Origin of the sequence: Stenotrophomonas sp. GD03794 (assembly GCF_029842145.1) — a bacterium.
Taxonomy (GTDB): domain Bacteria; phylum Pseudomonadota; class Gammaproteobacteria; order Xanthomonadales; family Xanthomonadaceae; genus Stenotrophomonas; species Stenotrophomonas riyadhensis.
In genome coordinates, this window is sequence record NZ_JAOCFV010000060.1 from 1 (window position 1) to 20,907 (window position 20,907).

Genomic DNA, 20,907 nt, shown 5'->3' on the forward strand with positions numbered 1-20,907 from the left:
CTGATGTTTGAATAACCCTGCTTCCGTGCGCTTTCTTCATAATGAAGGCAAGATTTGACAAAGGGTGTATCCAAGACTTCTTCAGGAGTCATCCCATGCTCGTCTCCTCCCCATTTTTTTGAGGAGCCGCACGCAGTGATCAACAAGAAAACGACTGAAACGATAATAGCCCTTTTCACGACAGTTCATATCCCCCAATATAAAAGCACAACACAATTAAAATTTACAATCAGAAGGACGGAGCGGCCTTCTTCTTGCGCTCAAGCTCGTCCTTGGTAAATTGCAACGCTCGCGGCGTAAATACAGATATATAGCCAAAATCAAGCCTATTCACCATTCCTGAAAAATTGACCTCAAAGGCAGGCAGCTTCCATACAGCCTCATGCGAGCTAAAGGAAGCCCCCATCCTATTCTCCATAACATCTTCCTTTAGAGAACTAGGCTTGCCAAATTTATCTTGCAGAGCACGCAGCAATGCGTCCTGGTATTCCAACCCAGCCGTCCCCGCATCAACACCCTCAATCACACCATTGACGACGACCAAAGATGTTGAATTAGCCCTCACCCCTGCAGGGCGTTTGCTGCCATCTGCCACGAAATCGACCTTGAAACTCCCTTCTGTGTCCAAGTAATCACCTGGCTTACCCTTGAGGATGCTGTGTTGCCAACAAGGTCTTACAGGCTGGTCCATGTCAAAAGCATAGCCCGATGAATACCTGGCTCGATCCGCCTGACACTCTGGAAGATCAAACTTAGCTCCAATTTCAATGCCCATAAAATCCGCACCGTGGACAACAACTGGTGATATCAGCGCAGAAATTATTGCAGCCATCTTCATTACTTTCACCACACCCCCCTTTTTAGGATCCCGAGCCGCTTTGCGGCATATCATCAAAGATGGACCAGTCATTACCCGAGATCGCGGATACAATCTGCTGGTATGTCAGCGGCGTTGCCGACGACAAGTTCCAAGTCCATATCAATCCCTCTTGAATTTCAGCTGCCCTGCCAAGAGATATTTGACCACTGGTGGCGGCGATCACGAGACCTTTTCGCACCTCCTCATCCACCGCGATTTTCTTTAGTTCTTTGAGGTAGAGGTGAGCTAGCGAATAGTCAACCAAGCCGGGAGCTTTCTGCTTCCCAAGCTGCTGATTAAGAGCGTAGAGCTCCAGAATGAGAGGTATTTCAAGCTCGATCTTTGCCAAGTTTTGCTTAGCGTTAGAATGGCCTTGAGCAGCGGCTAGTTCAAACCATTTTTGTGCCTGCCCAATATCTCGCTTACAGCCCAGGCCTTGATAGTGGAGAACTCCGAGATTGAACTGCGCGTTGGCGAAGCCTTGCTCTGCAGACTTCCCATACCATTCGTGGGCTGACTTGTAATCGAGGGCAACACGCACTCCTTTGCCGTAGCAGAAACCGACTTCGTTCTGAGCTTCGGCCTCCCCATCAGCAGCCCTTTCCAAAAGCACCTGGAATGCTGAATTACTCTTCTGCCTAGCCAGGGTGCTGGTGTTCATCGACGCGAAGTCAGGATCCGGCTGTTCTCGGCCGCGAGCAATAACGGCATCCACGTCCTCGTGAAGCGCACGCGATACTTCTGCATGGTCCTGAAGAGTTATCGTGGTGCCCCCGTCCCGCTCTCGCAGAAAAACGGCAAAGTAGGCCTTCCCGTTGAGCATAATTGAAGCGGATGCCGACTCATGATCTGAGACCGTGCAGCCCTTAGATACCGCATAGGACCGAGCAGCTTCGTAGTAGAGCTCAGGGAATGTAACCATCTCCCGCTTTGTGACTATCATTCCGCGAATGCGTCCCTCCACGGCTTCTTCCTTCCGTGTGTGCCGAGAGGCATACAAGTATATGAGATAGCCTACAAGACCCAGCCAGAGCGGCGGAAAGAAAAAGCCAAGCACTAATAGTATTAGGATGACGACGATCATTTTTCTGTCACCCAAACAGTTGGTGATGCATTGCACCACAGTGCGAAAATACTTGAAGATCCCATGACATTCCCCCGACCCTACGATTGAGACAATTGTAGTGGGAATGTGAAGAAGATGGTGTCAGAAAATTCTTACACCCAGCTTTGATCCAAAAAAAAGCCCGCCAGTGGCGGGCTCTAAGTGAAACAAACTGGCTAGATTAGGCAGCAGGCCACTTCTGGCCGGGGTTGGCGTCACGCCACTTCTTTGCCTCATCCGACTTTTCCCACTCCGCAAAGGTCGTGGGGGTGCGGCCACGGCCACTCCAGGTGTCGCCGTTCGGCAGCTTGAACTTGGCAGCCACCGGGCCACGGGTGCCTGCATTCGAATTGGACGAACCGGCCTTACGGCCAGGACGCGAGGCACCGCCAACAAAACGGGCGATTTCGTTCTTCTGGCGAGCATCGAAGTAATCAGCGAAGTCAGACAGCAGGCTCACGATGTTTGCGTGTGCGCTTTCAGCTTCCGCCTGAAGCTCCTGCTTTTCCTGAGCTTCAATTTTCTGGAGTTCTTCCAGCAACTTCTTCTTCTGAGCAGCCAGGTTATCCAGCTTCTTACCCTGAGCTTCCGTCTTCTGTGCCGACATTGAATTACCCCTTGAGAAATTAATTACGATTTAACCACACCCGAATCGTAAAAGGTCGCAACAGGGAAATCAATAGGCCAAGAGCTATTTTTTAAAAGAAATATGCAATTTAACGATCAATTAAGGCGAAGGGCGTCAAGAGAACGCCTCTGTTCCTCGCCTACAAGTTCAAGCGATAGAAGGTAGAGGCCCGCTGGCTGAATTTTGATGATCGTTGATCCGGGCATGTAAAAGATAAGGCCAGCTTCGTCAGCGGCTTCCAGGGCGGCGGCGCAATGTTCTTCATCTTGCCCCGCCTCCTCCATGAGGTATTCCAACAGAGTTCGTGGAGCGGTAGAACGACGCATCAAATAGTCGAACTTGCGCCACTCTGTGATTGTCTTATGACAAGCACGCAAAACCGCACCTGGACTGATCGCGGGAAGGCATGTAACACCATCACCCTCGAAATCAAATGAAAGTTGAAGACTCATAATTACCTCCCTGGATAACCGTATTTAAACGTATACCTTTAGGCTAATTTAGATTGGCAACTTGTCAACCCGTCAGATGACCAGTTCAATACCTCTACTCTTGGATCTTTGCTTGACGACCAAGGCTGCTGGATTGTCAATTTCGGCGGACTTTTCAAGCGGCTTTGTAGGCTCGTGCTCATACTTTGCAACACCTAAGTGGGTAGCAATAGCCTCAGCGTCTTTTGCTGCTAATAATATTTCGCGGGGGTGTTCTTTGAGGATCTTGATCCAGGACGCTATGTAAGCCACATGCTGGCCTGGATCGTGACCTATACCAAGACGCTCGCCGACCATCATTGACGCCATCTCCGCTCGTAGCTCTTCCTTTGCATAGCTTTCGCTTCCAAACGCCCCTGTTAAATCGCGGTCAAGTCGGGATTTATGCCCTGTCCAGTGGCCCAGCTCATGCAGTGCGGTGGCATAGAAGTTGTCAGTTGACTTGAAAGCCTCTCTCAGTGGCAAATGAATGCTATCGCGATGCGGCGAATAGAAAGCTCTATTGCCACCATCGTGACGAATTATTGCGCCGGAATCCCTTAGGAGCTCGTCGCACTGAGCATGGCGCTCGGCTTCTTTAGGGAGCTGCCGGATGGGCGCTGCGGGCATTCCCTCAACTTGATTTCCATTGAAGACAGAGAAAAGGATGGGGATCATTCGCTTTTTCTGAGCAGGATCGGCCTCCTCCTCTTTTTCTGCGGCCTCAACCCACTTGACGCACGTCGTGGATTTTTCGCCTTTGCGGACATGGCAACCCAGATCTGCAGCTTGCTTGAATGTGAGCCAGCGGTCGTCTGTGTATCCGTTAGCTCCCTGCATCATCAGCAACATCATGGCATTTGCGCCTGAGTATCCCCTTCCTGTGATTGCGTTGTAAGGCATACCCTCGCCATGCGGTGGCGATACGCCAGGCTTCCATGGCCTGATCCAAGGCGCTGTTCCTTCTTGAAGAGCTGTAATCACGCGGTCAGCGTATAGCTGCGCATAGTCATCATATTTCGTGGCCGTGCTGCCCCTCGCTGCAGGCTTCTTTTTAGCAGCCATACTGACCTTCCACTTTGATTAAAATGCCGCTATTTATTAGCTCTTGAATGTCATGGAGGGATGCAAGGCGTATTCCCTTGTCATTACCCGCATAAACGGACGCCGTGTATCCCGATGCTGCGGGACGCAGCAAATAGCATTCGCTAGCAGCAAGCGCCTCAGCGACACTTATTGCATCTTCATCATATGCCTCATTAATAAAGCCCATTGAACCCTCATCGATTAATGCCTGGCAATAACTATGCGATATTTTCGAAAGTTGGCAACAGGGTGTTGACAAATTAATCAGAGCCATCATATTGATACTGTAATATTTTCAAAACTCCTCAGCTTGAATGTATTATGTAATTACTTCGTTTTTTTAGACTTCTTCGAAGGCCGTTTCGGTGGTGCCCGAAACTTCCAAATAAAAATGCAAAGCCCCTCTTAGGAGGGGCTCATCTCTATATTTGACGAATCCCCATTTTGGGGTTACTCCTTATATATGGACATATCAAATATTTATGAAGCACTAGTTTATGGAATAGCTTTCGGGCTACTCCACTTCTCTCTTGTGTGGTTTTTCATAAAGTCACTCAACGATAGGCACTTGCTAGTGTTCGCGGCCGCCGCGTCCGTCGCTAGTGCCATTGCGGGAATTACAGCGTGGATGTTGAGACCACTGGCATTTAGCGATTCGCTGTTGGACGCTCACATAGTGACGTGGTTCGCAGTGCTGGCGATATGCGTTGTAGCTTCAACCATTAGCCGCTACAGACAGCTGAGCATGCAATGAAACAATCAGGTAATTCACTGATTGAGTTTTTGCTCGTAACAGTTGTGATATTGGCGGTAACCGCAAGCATTCTGGCTCTAGCAGGTCAAACTGACAAAAAGAGGGTCAATGAGGAGCTAAGCGACTTAGCGACTCTGACCGCCACTGCAGAGCGAGCCTTGGGAATGCCACAAGGTCACTATGAAGGGCTGCCTGGCAAGCTGATTGACGAAAAGCTTGTGCCAGCAAAAATGGTGGACTCAGCAGGCCACTTACAGAGCAGATGGGGGCCAGTGAACCTGGTTCCTATCGATGTAGGCGCGAAGCGCCTTGCGGGCTACAGCATCACTTATACAAACGTTCCATCTCCTGCGTGCCCGCTACTTGTCAAAGGTGGCCCGAAGGACAAACGTTCGATCAGAGTTGATAGCGTTGAAGTAGGCAGCTTTGGAAACATCAATGCATCGGCTCTGGCTCAGGCCTGTTCAAAGGCAACTGTAAGTATTACTTTTGAACATCATCTCAATGAGCCGGGCAAACGCTCTCTTTAAGTCCATTGCCCGGCCTCTGCATCTGTGAGCTTTTCATACTGCTTTGAGCCCAAGATTTCTAGCGCGCATTTTGCTTCATCGCCAGCACCCGAAGGCTGATAGCAGATCATTCCAGAGTGCACCATCGCTTCCCAAAACGCCGCTTTGTTCAATACTTCTGATGGCTTCATAAGCGATAGTTCTACCCTTTTCTGGCTCCAAGCCTGATATGAAGCGAAGACAACACTGCGCTCAACTTCTGCTTTGTCACTAGAAGAAACTTGCTCTGTTGTTGCCCACTCCCTGATCTGCTCAGTGGCTCGCCCGCAGATCATCACTTCATAGAAGTCTGCTTGCTTACCTCCTACCCTGCGATTTGATTTTTGAGCCGGGTTGACCAGCCCAGCTTCTGACATACCGCGCCAGAATTGCCTTGGTGTGAGAATTTCAGCGGCTTGATACCCCTGAAGACCGCACCAGGCTTCATAGCCTGCGTAGATTTCTGTTAGCTGCACCCAATGCCCAGGCTCAGGCACGACACGCATTTCATCTGCCCAGGCACGGACACTGTCAGAGCCGTTGCGAGCTCGCTTTTTAGCGGCTCTGGCCGCTTCAGGAAGCTCCTGGTCAGACAGTGGACGGCCGCGAGCTACAACACGCCTTGCACCTTCAAGCATCCAGTCCAAAACCAGCTTTCCTTCAGTCTCTAAAATGGTTTTTTGGAAGTCAGGGATGCGCTCGCTCTCAGGGATGACAACGTTCCACTGCACGACAGTAAGACGACGCCACACACCGTCAGATTTATCGCGAACAAAGGGCGCACTGTTGCTAGTGATCAGCCACTTCGCTTTAGAGTGATAGCTAGCGAGGGCCTTTTCATTTTTACGATCAATGCCTATTCCATTGCCTGAAACAAGCGTTTTGAAGCGCCCTTCTGCCCAGCGCTCGCACTCAACCTCATCAACGAGGATCAGGCTTGCGCCCACGAGTGGTTCAAGGCTGAAGCGATCACCCAAGGCCTCTAGGCTCAAGCGAACAGACTGCCTGTGCATCGCTTCAACGAGCTCTGCTAATGTGGATTTTCCTGAACCGGCAGCGCCATACCACCACGCTGCTTTCGAATAGTTTCCTGGCAACAGGGTCATTCCGCATTGTTCCTGGACTAATGCGCGAACTTCAGGATCAGGCAACGCACGCTCCAGGAACTGCGCAAACAGTGAAGTTTTAGGCAGTGAAGTGGTGTTGTAAGGGCGGTGTCCTGAAGCACCACAATTGATGCGCACTGCATGTGTCATCCCCAGCGCTGGATCTGGCTTCAACGCCTGAAATCCTGTAGGCAGAACTTCTATGTAGTAGTCAGCACAAGGAACAATAGCGCGCTTGTCGCTCGGGGCAGGCAGGGGGTTGAGGCTTCTCAGGTCCACAGTTGCATGATCCCAGCACGAGGCGGCCCTCTTCTGACTCACAGCGTGTTTTGCGTTGGTCTTCAGCCATTGAGAAGCTACGCCGACTCCCACATCTGTGCTGACAGCCTTCCAAAAAGTTCCGTCCCATTTGTGAATTATTGCTCCTGACGCTTCAGTGGACTGGCAAGCCCATTTCCCAATTTTGCCAGATGAGATTTGGGATCCAAAAATATATTCAAGGGATGGAGGCTTGACCTTTCCTCGCGAATCTAATTCGTGAGCACTAACCCACTCCTTTTCGACCTTTTCCCTTTGCTTTATTCTCGCCTCTTCCAAGGAGACCGTATTTGCGTCGTTTGGGTCGTTTGCGTCGTTCTCCATGGCAACGGTCGCACGCGCTGGCGCACCGCGCACACGTGAATAGCGCCTGGTTGGTTCAAAGTGTCCTGAGGTGTTGACAGAACTCCCAACTGGTGGAATATTATCTATACGCATGTTTTCTCCTTAAATCCCTCGCCCTGCCAGGCGGGGGATTTTTTTATTGATTAATTGGGCAGCGCAGCATCTAAAATGCGCCTGATTTTGTCGCTTGTAGATATAGTTGACCGCTGGGCCTCGGCCTGGAGTCTCAGCGCCAACGCACGTTCTAGCCGTAGATTGATATGAACATCCTTGCGAACTGGAACTTTCGCTCCGCCAGCGGAATTCTCTTTATTATTTTCCACAAAATCTCCCGTATTACAGTTGGAATACACTCAATAAAACATAAATCCCAATTTCGTCAATAGGCTCTTTTATTCTGAAAGATGCCTGCTGGCCTTCTAAGGCCAAAAACAGAAGACCAGCAGAAGACCAGCAACAAAGACCAGCAGCTGAAACCATTGGTATATAAGGGTTTTGAACCAAATATCATCCTCTGCTGGCCTGCTGGTCTTAGAAATGCATATTTCTCACTGCGCATATTTGCTCTACATGCATGCATATAGAAAAAGTGGAATCAAAGGCCAGCAGGCCAGCAGAGCCAGCAGCAACCCCGAAATCCTTTGTGGGACAAGGCTTTCGGGCTGCTGGTCTTCCTGCTGGTCTTCCTGCTGGTCTTCGTTTTGCCCGCTAGAAGACCAGCAGAGAAAAACAACAAAAAAGCCCCCATTTAGGGGGCTTTTTAATCCTACTTTGAAAATGGTTAAAGCCTGCTGGGCCCTTTAATACTAATGGATTTGGGCGTATTAACATCCAAAAACCGCTCTTCATCAGCGGCTCTTTGAACCGCCCCTCCCCTCTCAATCGAGGCGATGAGGGAGTTCAACTCAAATTGAGCAACTTCAGCGTATGGTTGTCTATGTGCATCGCTCTTCCAGGGGAGAGCCAAGGCGGAAATTAATGAAACTTCAATCACGTCATCAAGATCAATTTCCACCAATTGTTCTTCAGGTAGAACCCAAAGATGACCTGCTATCCGCCCCTCGATAATCAGCCAAGGGTGGATATCTGCAATTCCTTCAAGACCATTGAAAGAGAGGACACCGAGCCTTCTTGCTTTTTCCCTGGCCTTGGCGAGAGCATCCTCAGCAATTTTTAATTCAATCGTCGCTTGAATGCGATCAACATCACGCAAGACGGATTCAACCTCGCTCCTTTTCCCTCTTGTGACCACTGAGCCCTCCCGAGATTTTAGGAAGCGATCAAGGGACTGCAGGGTAAAACCCATGTGCTGATTTACAGCCGTTGTGCCAGGGCGTGAGGGATTTTTAACTGGCTCAGGCCCTTCCCCTGCCCTCACCCAAGCCCTTAGGGTCGTGTAATGAACACCCAAGTAAAAAGCGGCAGCTTTCGTGCTGACCTTTGCTCTAACGCCGCTTTTCGCCTCCTCTATTTCCTGTTGCCACTGCGCCTTGTCAGGCGGTGGCGACACGGATAAGGGATCACGCGACAGTGGGAATACATTATTCATCCACTCCACCCTTTTCCCTTTCAGGCAGCAAAGGCCAGTCAACTGGCTTCAGCTGATTGTAGAACGTGGGTGCGCTGGAGGCCATCAGCTGCTCAACGCGAGACAGCGCTTCCTGCAGCTCATACCACTCCGGTTCCTGATATCGAATTGTTGAGGCGGATCCTGCATCAGGGTCCGTTGGGTCTTTAGGGGCAAGGTGATTAAAGAGCCTGCTTACGATGCGATCAGGGATTTGGAGCTTACCTGCGTAGCGTCCCAGCGTTCTGCGCAAATCATGAGGCGTTGGTCCAAATTCAACAGACAGCTTTTCGCCCAGGCCTTTCATAATGGCCTTGCTGTCTTTGTAATGCCCTTCGGCAGCCCGCGCGCTACGGGCGGGGTATACCCAGCGGGCGCGGGGATCATCCGCCTCCAAGCGCCTCTCAAAGCGGTGACGCATGAGGGCGGTGGAAAACGGGCCAAGTGGCATGTTGTGATCGCGCCTATTTTTGGTCTGAGCGAAGAATACTTGCGCGCCTTCCTTCCCTGTCATCGGGTTGATCGACGTGCGGCCCTCTTTCCTGGCCTTTGGATCCATGGCGTCCAGCCATACCCAAGAGGTTGTTTCACGCTCGCTCTCTGGCACGCGGTCAAACCACGCCAATTCTGCTGTTTCATTTCTGCGAGCGCCCAAGAAAAGCGTTGAGAGCAGGTAATAGACTCCGCTCTCGTTCTGGCCTCGCTGAGCCAAGCGCCTGCTCCAGAGGTAGTCAATAGCTGCGCCGAGTGTTCCATCCGCCTCGCCCAACGGATTGCGAACGCGAGCTTTAACGTAGTAGCTGTGAAGCGCCCTGGCATCCCGCATTCGCCCCTCTTCCCACAGGACCTGGAAATCATTTCCAAAAATGATCGGATTGCGCCCGGCCTTTTTAGCCTGCCGCTTTTCTTTGTCGATCACGTAGCGAACAGCGCGCGATGCTGCTGCAAAGGTTTGTTCTGCGGCGCTTACGCCTGCCGCCTTAATTCGAACCCTCATGGCTTCGCTAGTGACCCCCAGCTTATCTAGCTCTTCCTTTGTCAAATTCACCCGCCCCACGCTCTCCATAAAGGCCTTGATTTCAGGTGTAAGCCGGTTTGAGTGCAAGGCAGCGGAGAGCCAGGTGGCGTTAAAAGCTTTTAAAACATCCTCTTCTGTGATGTGCCTTATTTGCTTGGTTCCAAAATTGACCTCATCACGATCTAGGCGCGCAATTGTATTATTGAGCATCTTGATGGTGCCCTCAGCCGCAGGCGGCGTGCGCCTGATAAGCATGTCGCGATAGAGCGTAATTGCTCCATTGACTGTCAGCTGCCTCATTTCCTCAATTGAGGTCTCTGCGCGCTCATTGACCTTGGGGTGAGCACCCGTTTCCTTTGACTCCTGGAACTTGTGGCGGGCCAGCCTACGGGCTTCTTCAAGTGACAGATCCCGCGTGTCACCCACTGTGAAGCGCATCACCTTGCCGTTAATTTTGCGCTGAACCTCGTAGCTGGCCTTTGTCTTGCCCACATAGACACCAAAGCCCGTGGGAGCCTCCTTGGTTGCGTCGAGGAACCTCCAGGCCTTCCCGTCAGGATTGGGTTCAAGAACGGCGTAGCCGCCTCTGGTGGAGGCTACGGGACTACCGCTCTTGTCTAGCGCTGGGCGCACAGTGCTGCGAAGCTGTCGCAGTTGCTCTTCATTGAACTTCAAGCGAAGCGCCATCTAGTGTTCCTCCTGGATCTGGCTACCGCTGGAGCCCCGCACGGCCCCGGTAGCCAAATTCTGCCACCTTTTTGTGCCCTGCAGTGTTTTGGCTACCCTCTGGCTACCTTTTGCGCTGTCAAAGCCTTCCACAGCCTTCCACTCGCTCGCACTCCCGCATCTGCAGAACCGCTATAAATGACTGATATTGTTGCAAAACCCAAGAAGTCAAAGGCATCCGAAGACCACACACCTTTGATGAAGCAGTTCTTCGCGGCCAAGTCCGATTATCCGGACCTGCTGCTGTTCTTCCGCATGGGTGACTTCTACGAGCTGTTCTATGACGACGCCCGCAAGGCCGCGCGCCTGCTCGACATCACCCTGACCCAGCGCGGCAGCTCCGGGGGCGCACCGATCCCGATGGCCGGTGTACCGGTACATGCGTATGAAGGCTACCTGGCACGGCTGGTGGCGCTGGGCGAATCGGTGGCGATCTGCGAGCAGATCGGTGACCCGGCGCTGGCCAAGGGCCTGGTCGAGCGCAAGGTGGTGCGCATCGTCACCCCCGGCACGGTCACCGACGAGGCGCTGCTGGATGAACGCCGCGACACCCTGCTGATGGCCCTGTCGCGCAGCAAGCAAGGCTACGGCCTGGCCTGGGCCGATCTGGCCGGCGGCCGCTTCCTGGTCAACGAGGTGGAAACCGACGACGCCCTGGAAGCCGAACTGGCACGGCTGGAACCGGCCGAGCTGCTGGTCCCCGATGAAGAGAACTGGCCGGAGTTCCTGCGCCAGCGCACCGGCGTACGTCGCCGCGCGCCGTGGCTGTTCGACGCCGACAGCGGCCGCCGCCAGCTGCTGAATTTCTTCAAGCTGCACGACCTGAGCGGCTTCGGCATCGACGACAAGCCGCGCGCCACCGCTGCGGCCGGTGCCCTGCTTGGTTATGTCGAGGAAACCCAGAAGCAGCGCCTGCCGCACCTGACCTCGATCGCGATGGAAACCGCTGGCGAAGCGATCGCGATGAATGCCGCCACCCGCCGCCACCTGGAACTGGATACGCGTGTTGATGGCGACACCCGCAATACGCTGCTGGGCGTGCTCGACAGCACGGTGACGCCGATGGGCGGACGCCTGCTGCGACGCTGGCTGCACCGCCCGCTGCGCCTGCGCGAGGTACTGGTACAGCGCCACCATGCGGTGGAAACCCTGATCGATCGCGGCAGCGACGCCGACATCCGCGAGCAGTTCCGCCGCCTCGGCGACCTGGAACGCATCCTCACCCGCGTCGCGCTGCGCTCGGCGCGGCCGCGTGATTTCTCCACCCTGCGCGACGGCCTGGGCCTGCTGCCGGCCGTGCGCGAGGTGCTGGCACCACTGGATTCGCCGCGCCTGCAGACGCTGCATGCCGCGCTGGGCGAACACGACGAGTGCGCGCAGCTGCTGGCCAGCGCCATCGCCGAGATGCCGCCGCTGAAGCTGAGCGATGGCGGCGTGCTGGCCGATGGCTTCGATGAAGAGCTGGACGAGCTGCGCCGCCTGTCCACCCACGCCGACCAGTTCCTGGTCGACCTGGAGCAGCGCGAGCGCGAGAGCAGCGGTATTCCCACCCTGAAGGTGGGCTACAACCGCGTGCACGGCTACTACATCGAGATCAGCAAGGGCCAGTCCGATCGTGCCCCCGTGCACTACACCCGCCGCCAGACGCTGACCAATGCCGAGCGCTACATCACCGAAGAACTGAAGGCGTTCGAGGACAAGGTGCTGTCCGCGCGTGACCGCTCGCTGTCGCGCGAGAAGTACCTGTACGAGCAGCTGCTGGACACCCTCGGCGGGCAGCTGGAACCGCTGAAGCAGTGTGCCGCTGCACTGAGCGAACTGGATGTGCTGGCGGCGTTCGCCGAACGCGCGCAGGCGCTGGACTGGGCGCGCCCGGAGCTGCAGGCCGAGCCCTGCCTGAAGATCGAGCGTGGCCGCCATCCGGTGGTCGAGGCGGTACGCGAGCAGCCGTTCGAACCCAATGATCTGGACCTGCATCCGGACCGTCGCATGCTGGTCATCACCGGCCCGAACATGGGCGGTAAATCGACCTACATGCGGCAGAACGCGCTGATCGTGCTACTGGCCCATATCGGCAGCTTCGTGCCCGCCAGCCGCGCGCTGATCGGCCCGATCGACCGCATCCTGACCCGCATCGGCGCCGGTGACGACCTCGCCCGCGGGCAGTCGACCTTCATGGTCGAGATGGCCGAGACCAGCTACATCCTGCATCACGCCACCGCCCATTCGCTGGTGCTGATGGATGAGATCGGCCGCGGCACGTCCACCTACGATGGCCTGGCGCTGGCCGATGCAGTGGCCCGACACCTGGCCTACCAGAACCGCTGCTACACGCTGTTCGCCACCCACTACTTCGAGCTGACCGCGCTGGCCGACGAGCAGCACGAGGGCGGCCGCAGCGGCATCGCCAACGTGCACCTGGATGCCGTCGAGCACGGTGAAGCGCTGGTGTTCATGCACGCGGTGAAGGACGGCCCCGCCAACCGCAGCTTCGGCCTGCAGGTGGCCGCACTGGCCGGCCTGCCGCGCGCCACCGTAGCGCAGGCACGCCGTCGTCTGGCCGAGCTGGAACAACGCGGTGGTGAGAGCCATGCCGCCGAGCTGGCGCCGCAGGCGTTGGATGCACCGCAGCAGTTCGGCCTGTTCGCGGCACCGTCGAGCAAGGCACAGGACGCGCTGGCGGCGATCGACCCGGACGAACTGACGCCGAAGCAGGCGCTGGAAGCCTTGTACCGGTTGAAGGCACTGCTGTAACCGCAGCGCACGCCCAAGGCCTCTCGCCTACCTTGCGGGAGGCCTGTTGAAAGGCTATGCAAATCCGATTCTGCGTTTCAATTGACAGAATCTATCAACCTGAATGGATCATTCGATTATTCATTTCATCTGGCCCTAGCTACAGTCGAGTGAAGATGTTTCTCCCACGTCTTCACCGCCACCAGGAGCCAGCCGATGAGCCAGTCCGACAACAACAACGCCAAGTGCCCGTATCACACCGCCCCGTCGCCGGAGCAGGGCGCCGAGCAGCAGCGCGAGCTGAGCACCACGCCCAAGCAGAAGCACGGCGATGATCCGGTCACGCCGATGACGACGGCCTTCGGCGCACCGGTGGTGGACAACCAGAACAGCAAGACCGCCGGCCCGCGTGGCCCGCTGCTGATGGAAGACGTCTGGCTGCTGGAAAAGCTGGCCAACCTCAACCGCGAGATCATTCCCGAGCGCCGCATGCATGCCAAGGGCTCGGGCGCGTTCGGCACCTTCACCGTCACCCACGACATCAGCAAGTACACCCGCGCCAAGCTGTTCGAGAAAGTCGGCAAGCAGACCGAGATGTTCGCCCGCTTCACCACGGTGGCCGGCGAGCGTGGCGCCGCCGACGCCGAGCGCGACATCCGCGGCTTCGCGCTGAAGTTCTACACCGAAGAGGGCAACTGGGACCTGGTCGGCAACAACACGCCGGTGTTCTTCCTGCGCGACCCACGCAAGTTCGCCGACCTCAACAAGGCGGTCAAGCGCGACCCGCATACCAACCTGCGCAGCGCGCGCAACAACTGGGACTTCTGGACCCTGCTGCCCGAAGCCCTGCTGCAGGTGACCGTGGTGATGAGCGACCGCGGCATTCCGCGCAGCTTCCGCCACATGCACGGTTTCGGCTCGCACACCTACAGCTTCACCAACGCCGACAGCGAGCGCTTCTGGGTGAAGTTCCACTTCGTCAGCCAGCAGGGCATCGAGTCGCTGACCGACGCACAGGCACAGATCCTGGTCGGCCATGACCGCGAAAGCCACGGCCGCGACCTGTTCGCCGCGATCGAGAAGGGCGACTTCCCGAAGTGGAAGCTGTTCATCCAGGTCATGCCGGAGCTGGAGGCGGAAACCTACCGCGTGCATCCGTTCGACCTGACCAAGGTGTGGCCGAAGAGCGACTACCCGCTGATCGAAGTGGGCCAGTTCGAACTGAACCGCAACCCGGTCAACTGGTACCAGGACGTGGAGCAGTCGGCGTTCGCGCCGAGCAACCTGGTGCCGGGCATCGGCCCGTCGCCGGACAAGATGCTGCAGGCTCGCCTGTTCGCCTACTCCGATGCGCAGCGCTACCGCCTGGGCGTGAACCACCACCAGATTCCGGTGAACGCAGCGCGCTGCCCGGTGCACAGCAACCACCGCGACGGGGCGATGCGCGTGGACGGCAACTACGGCGGCCTGCCGCACTACGAGCCGAACAGCTACGGCCAGTGGCAGGAGCAGCCGCAGTACCGCGAGCCGCCGATGAAGATCCGTGGCGACGCCGACTTCTGGAATTTCCGCGAGGACGACGCCGACTATTTCAGCCAGCCCGGTGCGCTGTTCCGCAGCTACAACCAGGCACAGAAGGACCGCCTGTTCGCCAACACCGCCCGTGCCCTGGGCGATGCGCCGGACTTCATCAAGCAGCGCCACATCGACAACTGCAGCAAGGCCGACCCGGCCTACGGTGCCGGCATTGCCGCGGCGCTGAAGGCGCTGGCCAGCCAGCCGTCGGATCCGTTCAAGCCGGCGCAGCCGGAAGCGGACTTCCCCACCGCCACCCCGGGCGCCGAAGACATCGAGCTCTGATCGCCCTGCCACGTGTACGGCACGCCGCCTCCCCGTGAGGCGGCGTCGCCGTTTTAACGGTCCGCGTCGTACCTTCTGCACGCCCAACCCCAATCAAGGATTCCGCAGATGAGCCTGACCGACGAACTTCTCGCCAAACTGCAGGGCGCCCCGCTGCAGCAGGTGTCGCAGCAGCTCGGCATCAGCGATACCCAGGCCTCCGGTGCGATCAGTGCCGCGCTGCCGGTGCTGATGGGCGCGCTGGGCAACAACGCCTCGCAGCCGCAGGGCGCGCAGGCCCTGCTCGGCGCCTTGCAGAACAACCACAGCGGCCTGGACCTGGGCAGCGTGCTCGGCTCGGTGCTGGGCGGCGGTGGCGGTGGTGCCGCCAGCGACGGCGCCGGCATCCTCGGCCACATCTTCGGCGGCAGCCAGCAGAAGGTGGAAACCGGCCTGGCCCAGGCCACCCAGCTCGACAGTGGCCGCACCAGCCAGCTGCTGCAGATCCTCGCACCGATCGTGATGGCCTTCCTCGCCCAGCGCCTCGGTGGCGGCCAGGCCGATGCCGGCTCGCTCAGCCAGGCACTCGGCCAGGAAAAGCAGCAGGTGCAGCAGCAGGGCGGCATCGCCGGCGGCCTGCTCGGCAGCGTGCTGGACCAGGACGGCGACGGCCAGTTCGGCATGAGCGACCTGCTCAAGCTCGGCGGCAACCTGCTGGGCGGCAAGCGCTGAGGCAAGCGGGCGCCGGAACTGGTCCGGCGCCCCGTTACCTACAACGCGTCGATATCGCCCAGCGCACGGATCAAGCGCCGGGCGCGCTTGTCCGGCTTGTGTTCCGGCGGCTGGAAACCATCGCGTGCAGCGATGCGCAGTGCACGCTGTTCGGCACGGCGTGCCTTCGAGGCCTCGCTCTCTGCATACAGCTGCTGCGCCGCCGGCGCAGGCCCACGCTGATCGCTCAGCCCCAGCACCTGGATCTCGAAATGTTCCTCGCCGCGGTCGACCTGCAGCTGCTCGCCGACGCGCACTGCGCGTGAGGATTTCGGGCGCTGCCCGGCGACGCTGACCTTGCCGGTTTCGATGGCCTGCTTGGCCAGGCTGCGGGTCTTGAAGAAACGGGCCGCCCACAGCCAGATGTCCAGGCGGACACTGGGCGACAGCGGGGAAAGCTCGGGCATTGGTGCGTGCTACTCCGGTGGCTTGTTCAGGGGACGCGGATGATCGGGGTCGGTGCGGCAACCGCTGCCCCCGATCAAGGTGGGTACGCCAGCAGACAGATCCTGGCGCTGGCTGCCGACCAGGCACTCGGGGCGGTCGGTCGGCCGCACCTGGGTATCGCCCAGCCGGTCACCTGTCGAACATGCGGCCAGCGCGGTGCCGATCAAGGCCAGTGCCAGGCTTCGCTTCACCTGCAGTCGTTGATGCATTGCCACATCCCGCAAACCGGCTTGGTGCTAGTGTGCGCCTCCCGGGATTCGATCACCACTCCATGGCCAAAGCGCCGCTTGACCTGACCTCCGGCCCGATCGGCCGCAATCTCCTGCTGTTTTCCCTGCCGATCCTGGCGGGCAACATCGCGCAGTCGCTGAACGGTTCGGTGAATGCGGTCTGGGTCGGGCGCTTCCTCGGCGAGGCGGCACTGACCGCCACCGCGAACGCCAACAACATCATGTTCTTCCTGATCGGCTCGGTGTTCGGCTTCGGCATGGCCTCGACCATCCTGATCGGCCAGGCGATCGGCGCGCGTGACATCGCGCAGGCGCGGCGCGTGGTCGGCACCAGCGCCACCTTCTTCATCGGCCTGTCGGTGATCATCGCCATCGCTGGCTGGTTCATGGCCCATCCGCTGCTGGCGGCGATGGGCACGCCGGCCGCCTCGCTGCCATTGGCCGAGGCCTACCTGCAGATCATCTTCCTGGCGATGCCGACGCTGTACGCGTTCGCCTTCCTCACCGCCGCACTGCGCGGTGCCGGTGACTCGCGCACGCCGTTCCGCTTCCTGATGGTGTCGGTGGCACTGGACATCGTGCTGAACCCGGTACTGATCTTCGGCATGGGGCCGTTCCCCGCGCTGGGTATCGCCGGCTCGGCCTGGGCCACGCTGGTCGCGCAGACGCTGTCGCTGGCCGGCCTGCTGCTGTACATGCGGCACAAGCGCCACACCCTGTGGCTGGGCCGCGCCGACATGCGCCTGTTCAGGCTCGACCTGACCATCCTCAGGGCGCTGGTGCTCAAGGGCGTGCCGATGGGCCTGCAGATGGTGCTGATCTCGCTGTCGGTGATCCTGCTGATGACCATGGTCAACCAGTACGGCACCGCTACCGGCGCGGGCTATGGCGCCTCGCTGCAGCTGTGGAACTACCTGCAGATGCCGGCGATGGCGATCGGTGCGGCCTGCTCGTCGATGGCCGCGCAGAACGTCGGTGCGCAGCGCTGGGATCGCGTGCGCGGCACCGCGCGCCAGGGCGTGCTGTTCAACTTCCTGCTGACCGGTGCGCTGATCCTGCCGCTGGTGGTGTTCGACCGCCAGCTGCTGGCGCTGTTCCTGCCACCGGCCAGCCAGGCGCTGGACATCGCCCGCCACCTCAACCACGTGGTGATCGGCTCGTTCCTGTTCTTCGGCGTCAGCTTCGTGATCTCCGGCGTGGTGCGCTCCACCGGCGCGGTGATTCCGCCATTGCTGATCCTGGCCGGCTCACTGTGGGGCGTGCGCGTGCCGTTCGCCGAACTGCTGCAGCCGTACTGGGGCGCCGACGCGATCTGGTGGAGCTTCCCGGTCAGCTCGCTGGTGTCGATGCTGCTGTCGCTGGCGTATTACCGCTGGGGCGGCTGGCGCAAGGCGAAGATGATGGGCAAGCCCTCGCACGCCGAAGAACTGGCCACGCCGTCGGAGATTCCGGCCTGCCCGCCGTCGCCGGTGGCCGACCCGGATGCGGCGCCGCTGCGGTAGTGCCGGCCGCTGGCCGGCAACCTCATGGATCGTTCAATGCACGGTAGTGCCGGCCGCCGGCCGGCAACCTCAAGCCCCTCCGGAAGCATCGCGCAGCCGGCCAGCGGCCGGCTCTACCGCTTCTTCTTCGCCGCGTTGAACGTCGCCGCCGCGCGCATCAGCGCCTTGAACGCAGCGGCATCCAGCATCGCGCCTTCATGGATGTCGATCGCACGCCGCGTGTTGCCCTCGAGGCTGGCGTTGAACAGGCCCTTCGGGTCCGCCAGCGCGGCACCGTTGGCAAAGGTCAGCTTCACCGCCTGCTTGTAGGTCTCGCCGGTGCACAGGATGCCGTTGTGCTCCCACACCGGTGTACCGCGCCACTTCCAGGTTTCCTGCACGTCCGGCAGCGCCTCATGGATCAGCGCGCGCACGTGTGCCAGCGCTTCGCCACGCCAATCCCCCAGCTCGGCGACGCGTGCATCGATCAGTTCAGCGGCCGGGGTTCCGGCATCGGCAGGGTTCGGTGCATGCGTGGCCATCAGCGGCTCTCGTCGGGAAGGGAATCAGAACGTCAGGGTTACATGCGCTCGCCGGGCAACGCGGCGGCCTGGCGCACCCAGTCGAGGAACTGTGCTTCATCCAGCACTCCATCCTGTGCAATGTGCAGATAGCGCGTATCGGCGCTCCTGGACGGCTCGGGTGGCACTGGCGTCAGCGCCGCGCCGCGGAAGAACGCCACCTTGATGTAGCGGGTGAAGCAATGGAAGCTGAGAAACCAGCCTGCGCCCGGCGCCACCGCATACATCGGCGAATTCCACTTCACGGCCTTGTGCACGCCAGGCACCGCCTGCGCGATCAGCGCATCCAGCTGCACTCCAATCGGCCGCTTCCAGTCCGGCATCGCCGCGATATAGGCCTGCACCGGGGCATCGCCCTCGCCCTTGGCAATCTGCGGGTTGCCGCCGGACAGCAGCGTGGGCGCGGCGGAAGGTGCGGTTCGCTTGGCAGGCATCGCACGACACGTCCATCAGGATGAAGCTGCAGCCTAGCGCGGCCCGTAGCGGGCGGTCACGGCGCAGTGCGCCATCGGCTCAGTCCGCCTGCCGCGCCCGGAACTGCTGCCAGTCCGGCAGCTTGCGGTGGCGGCGCAGCGAGCGCATCAGCGCCGCCATCACCATGCCGAACAGGGCACCGGCCAACAGACCGGCCACCAGCAACAGCGCCAGCGGACGCTCGCTGCCCTGCCACAGCATCAGCCACATCAGGCCGGTCCAGAACAGCCCGAACAACAGCCCCTGCACCAGCGCATTGATGCCGAAGCTGGCCAGGATCGGCGGTGGCAGCGCGATGCCCAAGCGCCACAGCAGGCGATGCAGCAGCGGTGCCGACTGCACGCGCGCCAGCCCCTTGCCGTCGAGGAAGCGCAGCGCCGACTGGATCACGGCGGGATAGCGCGGGTTGATGTCGTTCATCACCTGATCGTGGCCGATGCGATACCGGAAACGCAAACGGCCACCCGAAGGTGGCCGTCGCGGCAACAACCGAAGTTGTTTATCAGGCCTTTTCGGCCAGACGGGCAGCCTTGGCGGCAGCAGCGGCAGCCAGGTCTTCCTTGATGCGGGCAGCCTTGCCTTCCAGGCCACGCAGGTAGTACAGCTTGCCGGCGCGGACCTTACCACGACGCTTCACTTCGACCGAGTCGATGATGGCGCTGTGGGTCTGGAAAACGCGCTCGACGCCGTAGCCGTGCGAGATCTTGCGGACGGTGAACGAGGAGTTCAGGCCGGCGTTCTTGGTGGCGATGACAACGCCTTCGTAGGCCTGCACGCGCTCGCGGCTGCCTTCCTTCACCTTCACGTTGACGACAACGGTGTCGCCCTGGCTGAACTTCGGCAGTTCACGGGTGATCTGGGCGGATTCGAATTCCGCGACGATGGACTTGTTCAGCTTGCTCATGGGTTACACCGATTCTTGTTCGGGTGGGCGTGTCGTATCGACAACGTAGGCTCATGCAGTCACCGGACTGTGCTGCACGTTTGTTTTGGGTACTGCGCGCGCCGACCGGGGCCGGCGGGAATTGGCCATGATAGCCGATAAAGCCAGCCCTGCGCTAGGGGCTGGCCTTGTATTTCTGGGCCTGACGGCCCTGCTCCAGCAGCTTGCGGTCGGCCTTGCCCAGCGCCTGTTCATCCAGCAGGTCCGGGCGCCGCTGGGCGGTACGGACCAGCGACTGCTGGCGGCGCCAGGCCGCGATGGCCGCGTGGTTGCCCGAGCGCAGCACGTCCGGCACGTCACCCAGCGGGTGCTGGGCCGGCTGGCTGTAGTGCGGGCAGTCGAGCAGGCCGAGGTCGCCTTCGAAGCTGTCCTGCGCCGCCGATTCAGCGTCATTCAGGGCACCGTCCTGCAGGCGGGCCACGGCGTCGATGATCACCGCCGCACCCAGCTCGCCACCGGACAGCACGTAGTCGCCGAGGGAAATCTCCTCGTCGACATTGGCCTCCAGGAAACGCTCGTCGATGCCTTCGTAGCGGCCGCAGAGCAGGACCATGCGCGGCAGCGCCGCCAGTTCCCGCACCTTGGCCTGGGTCAACGGCGCCCCCTGCGGACTGAGGTAGATCACCCGCGCCGGGGTCGGATCAGCATCACGGATCGCCTGCAGGCAAGCCTGCAGCGGCTCGATCAGCATCACCATGCCGGGGCCACCGCCGAACGGACGGTCGTCCACCCGGCGGTAGTTGCCTTCGGCGTAATCACGGGGGTTCCAGCCATGCAGGCTGAACAGTCCCTTCTCCTGCGCGCGCCCGACCACGCCCAGTCCAGCGGACTGGGCGAGGAACTCGGGGAACAGGGTGATGACGTCGAAACGCATGCTC

The 20,907-nt window shown here is 59.1% G+C and carries 21 protein-coding genes; 5 read left to right on the plus strand and 16 right to left on the minus strand.

Annotated elements, in window-relative coordinates; genetic code table 11:
* Window positions 1-229: 229 nt before the first annotated feature.
* The 6 genes from N5D91_RS21015 to N5D91_RS21040 form a co-directional block, all read right to left on the minus strand.
* Window positions 230-838: a hypothetical protein gene (locus N5D91_RS21015; protein WP_180855484.1), complete on the minus strand. Its 609-nt coding sequence runs from the start codon at window positions 836-838 to the stop codon at window positions 230-232.
* Between the two features lie 22 nt (window positions 839-860).
* On the minus strand, window positions 861-1,943 hold the full coding sequence (locus N5D91_RS21020; RefSeq protein ID WP_180855485.1) for a tetratricopeptide repeat protein: 1,083 nt from the start codon (window positions 1,941-1,943) through the stop codon (window positions 861-863).
* A 202-nt stretch (window positions 1,944-2,145) separates the two neighbouring features.
* Window positions 2,146-2,571: an H-NS family nucleoid-associated regulatory protein gene (locus N5D91_RS21025; protein ID WP_100468001.1), complete on the minus strand. Its 426-nt coding sequence runs from the start codon at window positions 2,569-2,571 to the stop codon at window positions 2,146-2,148.
* 116 nt (window positions 2,572-2,687) lie between these two features.
* Window positions 2,688-3,044: a hypothetical protein gene (locus N5D91_RS21030; protein WP_180855486.1), complete on the minus strand. Its 357-nt coding sequence runs from the start codon at window positions 3,042-3,044 to the stop codon at window positions 2,688-2,690.
* A 72-nt stretch (window positions 3,045-3,116) separates the two neighbouring features.
* Window positions 3,117-4,127 carry a zincin-like metallopeptidase domain-containing protein gene (locus N5D91_RS21035; protein WP_180855487.1) on the minus strand — a complete coding sequence of 337 codons (1,011 nt, stop codon included), beginning with the start codon at window positions 4,125-4,127 and terminating at the stop codon, window positions 3,117-3,119.
* Window positions 4,117-4,422, minus strand: a complete 306-nt coding sequence (locus N5D91_RS21040) for a hypothetical protein (protein WP_180855488.1) — start codon at window positions 4,420-4,422, stop codon at window positions 4,117-4,119. Before N5D91_RS21040 ends, N5D91_RS21035 begins: the two co-directional genes overlap by 11 nt.
* A 476-nt stretch (window positions 4,423-4,898) precedes the next feature.
* On the opposite strand from N5D91_RS21040, the gene N5D91_RS21045 reads away from it, so the two are divergent.
* Window positions 4,899-5,432, plus strand: a complete 534-nt coding sequence (locus N5D91_RS21045) for a type 4 pilus major pilin (protein ID WP_180855489.1) — start codon at window positions 4,899-4,901, stop codon at window positions 5,430-5,432.
* Here N5D91_RS21045 and N5D91_RS21050 read toward each other — a convergent pair.
* From N5D91_RS21050 to N5D91_RS21060, 3 genes are all read right to left on the minus strand, one after another.
* Window positions 5,429-7,312 (minus strand): DUF5906 domain-containing protein, encoded by a 1,884-nt coding sequence (locus N5D91_RS21050; protein WP_180855490.1) that lies wholly within the window; start codon window positions 7,310-7,312, stop codon window positions 5,429-5,431. The genes N5D91_RS21045 and N5D91_RS21050 overlap by 4 nt on opposite strands.
* A gap of 688 nt (window positions 7,313-8,000) precedes the next feature.
* Entirely contained in the window at window positions 8,001-8,768 is a 768-nt protein-coding gene (locus N5D91_RS21055) for a hypothetical protein (RefSeq protein WP_180855491.1), read from the minus strand.
* Complete coding sequence (locus tag N5D91_RS21060; RefSeq protein WP_180855492.1) at window positions 8,761-10,491, minus strand: tyrosine-type recombinase/integrase; 1,731 nt, start codon at window positions 10,489-10,491, stop codon at window positions 8,761-8,763. Before N5D91_RS21060 ends, N5D91_RS21055 begins: the two co-directional genes overlap by 8 nt.
* Before the next feature lie 177 nt (window positions 10,492-10,668).
* Here N5D91_RS21060 and mutS point away from each other — a divergent pair, with 177 nt between their 5' ends.
* From mutS to N5D91_RS21075, 3 genes are all read left to right on the plus strand, one after another.
* Window positions 10,669-13,284, plus strand: a complete 2,616-nt coding sequence (mutS, locus tag N5D91_RS21065) for a DNA mismatch repair protein MutS (RefSeq protein WP_180855493.1) — start codon at window positions 10,669-10,671, stop codon at window positions 13,282-13,284.
* Window positions 13,285-13,611: 327 nt separating this feature from the next.
* Window positions 13,612-15,123, plus strand: coding sequence for a catalase (locus N5D91_RS21070; protein ID WP_204303157.1), 1,512 nt, complete (start codon window positions 13,612-13,614; stop codon window positions 15,121-15,123).
* A 108-nt stretch (window positions 15,124-15,231) separates the two neighbouring features.
* Window positions 15,232-15,834 carry a DUF937 domain-containing protein gene (locus N5D91_RS21075; RefSeq protein ID WP_049446404.1) on the plus strand — a complete coding sequence of 201 codons (603 nt, stop codon included), beginning with the start codon at window positions 15,232-15,234 and terminating at the stop codon, window positions 15,832-15,834.
* A gap of 38 nt (window positions 15,835-15,872) precedes the next feature.
* On the opposite strand, the gene N5D91_RS21080 is transcribed toward N5D91_RS21075, so the two are convergent.
* On the minus strand, window positions 15,873-16,280 hold the full coding sequence (locus N5D91_RS21080) for an RNA-binding S4 domain-containing protein (RefSeq protein ID WP_110711637.1): 408 nt from the start codon (window positions 16,278-16,280) through the stop codon (window positions 15,873-15,875).
* A 9-nt stretch (window positions 16,281-16,289) separates the two neighbouring features.
* A complete protein-coding gene (locus N5D91_RS21085) occupies window positions 16,290-16,529 on the minus strand; it encodes a hypothetical protein (protein ID WP_110711636.1) in 240 nt (79 codons plus the stop codon).
* A gap of 62 nt (window positions 16,530-16,591) precedes the next feature.
* On the opposite strand from N5D91_RS21085, the gene N5D91_RS21090 reads away from it, so the two are divergent.
* Window positions 16,592-18,052, plus strand: coding sequence for an MATE family efflux transporter (locus N5D91_RS21090; RefSeq protein WP_164160679.1), 1,461 nt, complete (start codon window positions 16,592-16,594; stop codon window positions 18,050-18,052).
* Window positions 18,053-18,165: 113 nt separating this feature from the next.
* On the opposite strand, the gene N5D91_RS21095 is transcribed toward N5D91_RS21090, so the two are convergent.
* The 5 genes from N5D91_RS21095 to trmD all read right to left on the minus strand — a co-directional run bounded on the left by N5D91_RS21095 (window position 18,166) and on the right by trmD (window position 20,903).
* The gene (locus tag N5D91_RS21095) at window positions 18,166-18,573 is read right to left on the minus strand and encodes a DUF1801 domain-containing protein (protein WP_110711634.1); all 408 of its coding nucleotides are present in this window, start codon (window positions 18,571-18,573) and stop codon (window positions 18,166-18,168) included.
* Between the two features lie 38 nt (window positions 18,574-18,611).
* The gene (locus N5D91_RS21100) at window positions 18,612-19,046 is read right to left on the minus strand and encodes a DUF1801 domain-containing protein (protein ID WP_110711633.1); all 435 of its coding nucleotides are present in this window, start codon (window positions 19,044-19,046) and stop codon (window positions 18,612-18,614) included.
* 79 nt (window positions 19,047-19,125) lie between these two features.
* The gene (locus N5D91_RS21105; protein WP_110711632.1) at window positions 19,126-19,506 is read right to left on the minus strand and encodes a DUF6404 family protein; all 381 of its coding nucleotides are present in this window, start codon (window positions 19,504-19,506) and stop codon (window positions 19,126-19,128) included.
* 82 nt (window positions 19,507-19,588) lie between these two features.
* Window positions 19,589-19,990, minus strand: coding sequence for a 50S ribosomal protein L19 (gene rplS / locus N5D91_RS21110; protein WP_005408597.1), 402 nt, complete (start codon window positions 19,988-19,990; stop codon window positions 19,589-19,591).
* Window positions 19,991-20,144: 154 nt separating this feature from the next.
* Window positions 20,145-20,903 carry a tRNA (guanosine(37)-N1)-methyltransferase TrmD gene (gene trmD, locus N5D91_RS21115; RefSeq protein WP_110711631.1) on the minus strand — a complete coding sequence of 253 codons (759 nt, stop codon included), beginning with the start codon at window positions 20,901-20,903 and terminating at the stop codon, window positions 20,145-20,147.
* Window positions 20,904-20,907: the final 4 nt, after the last annotated feature.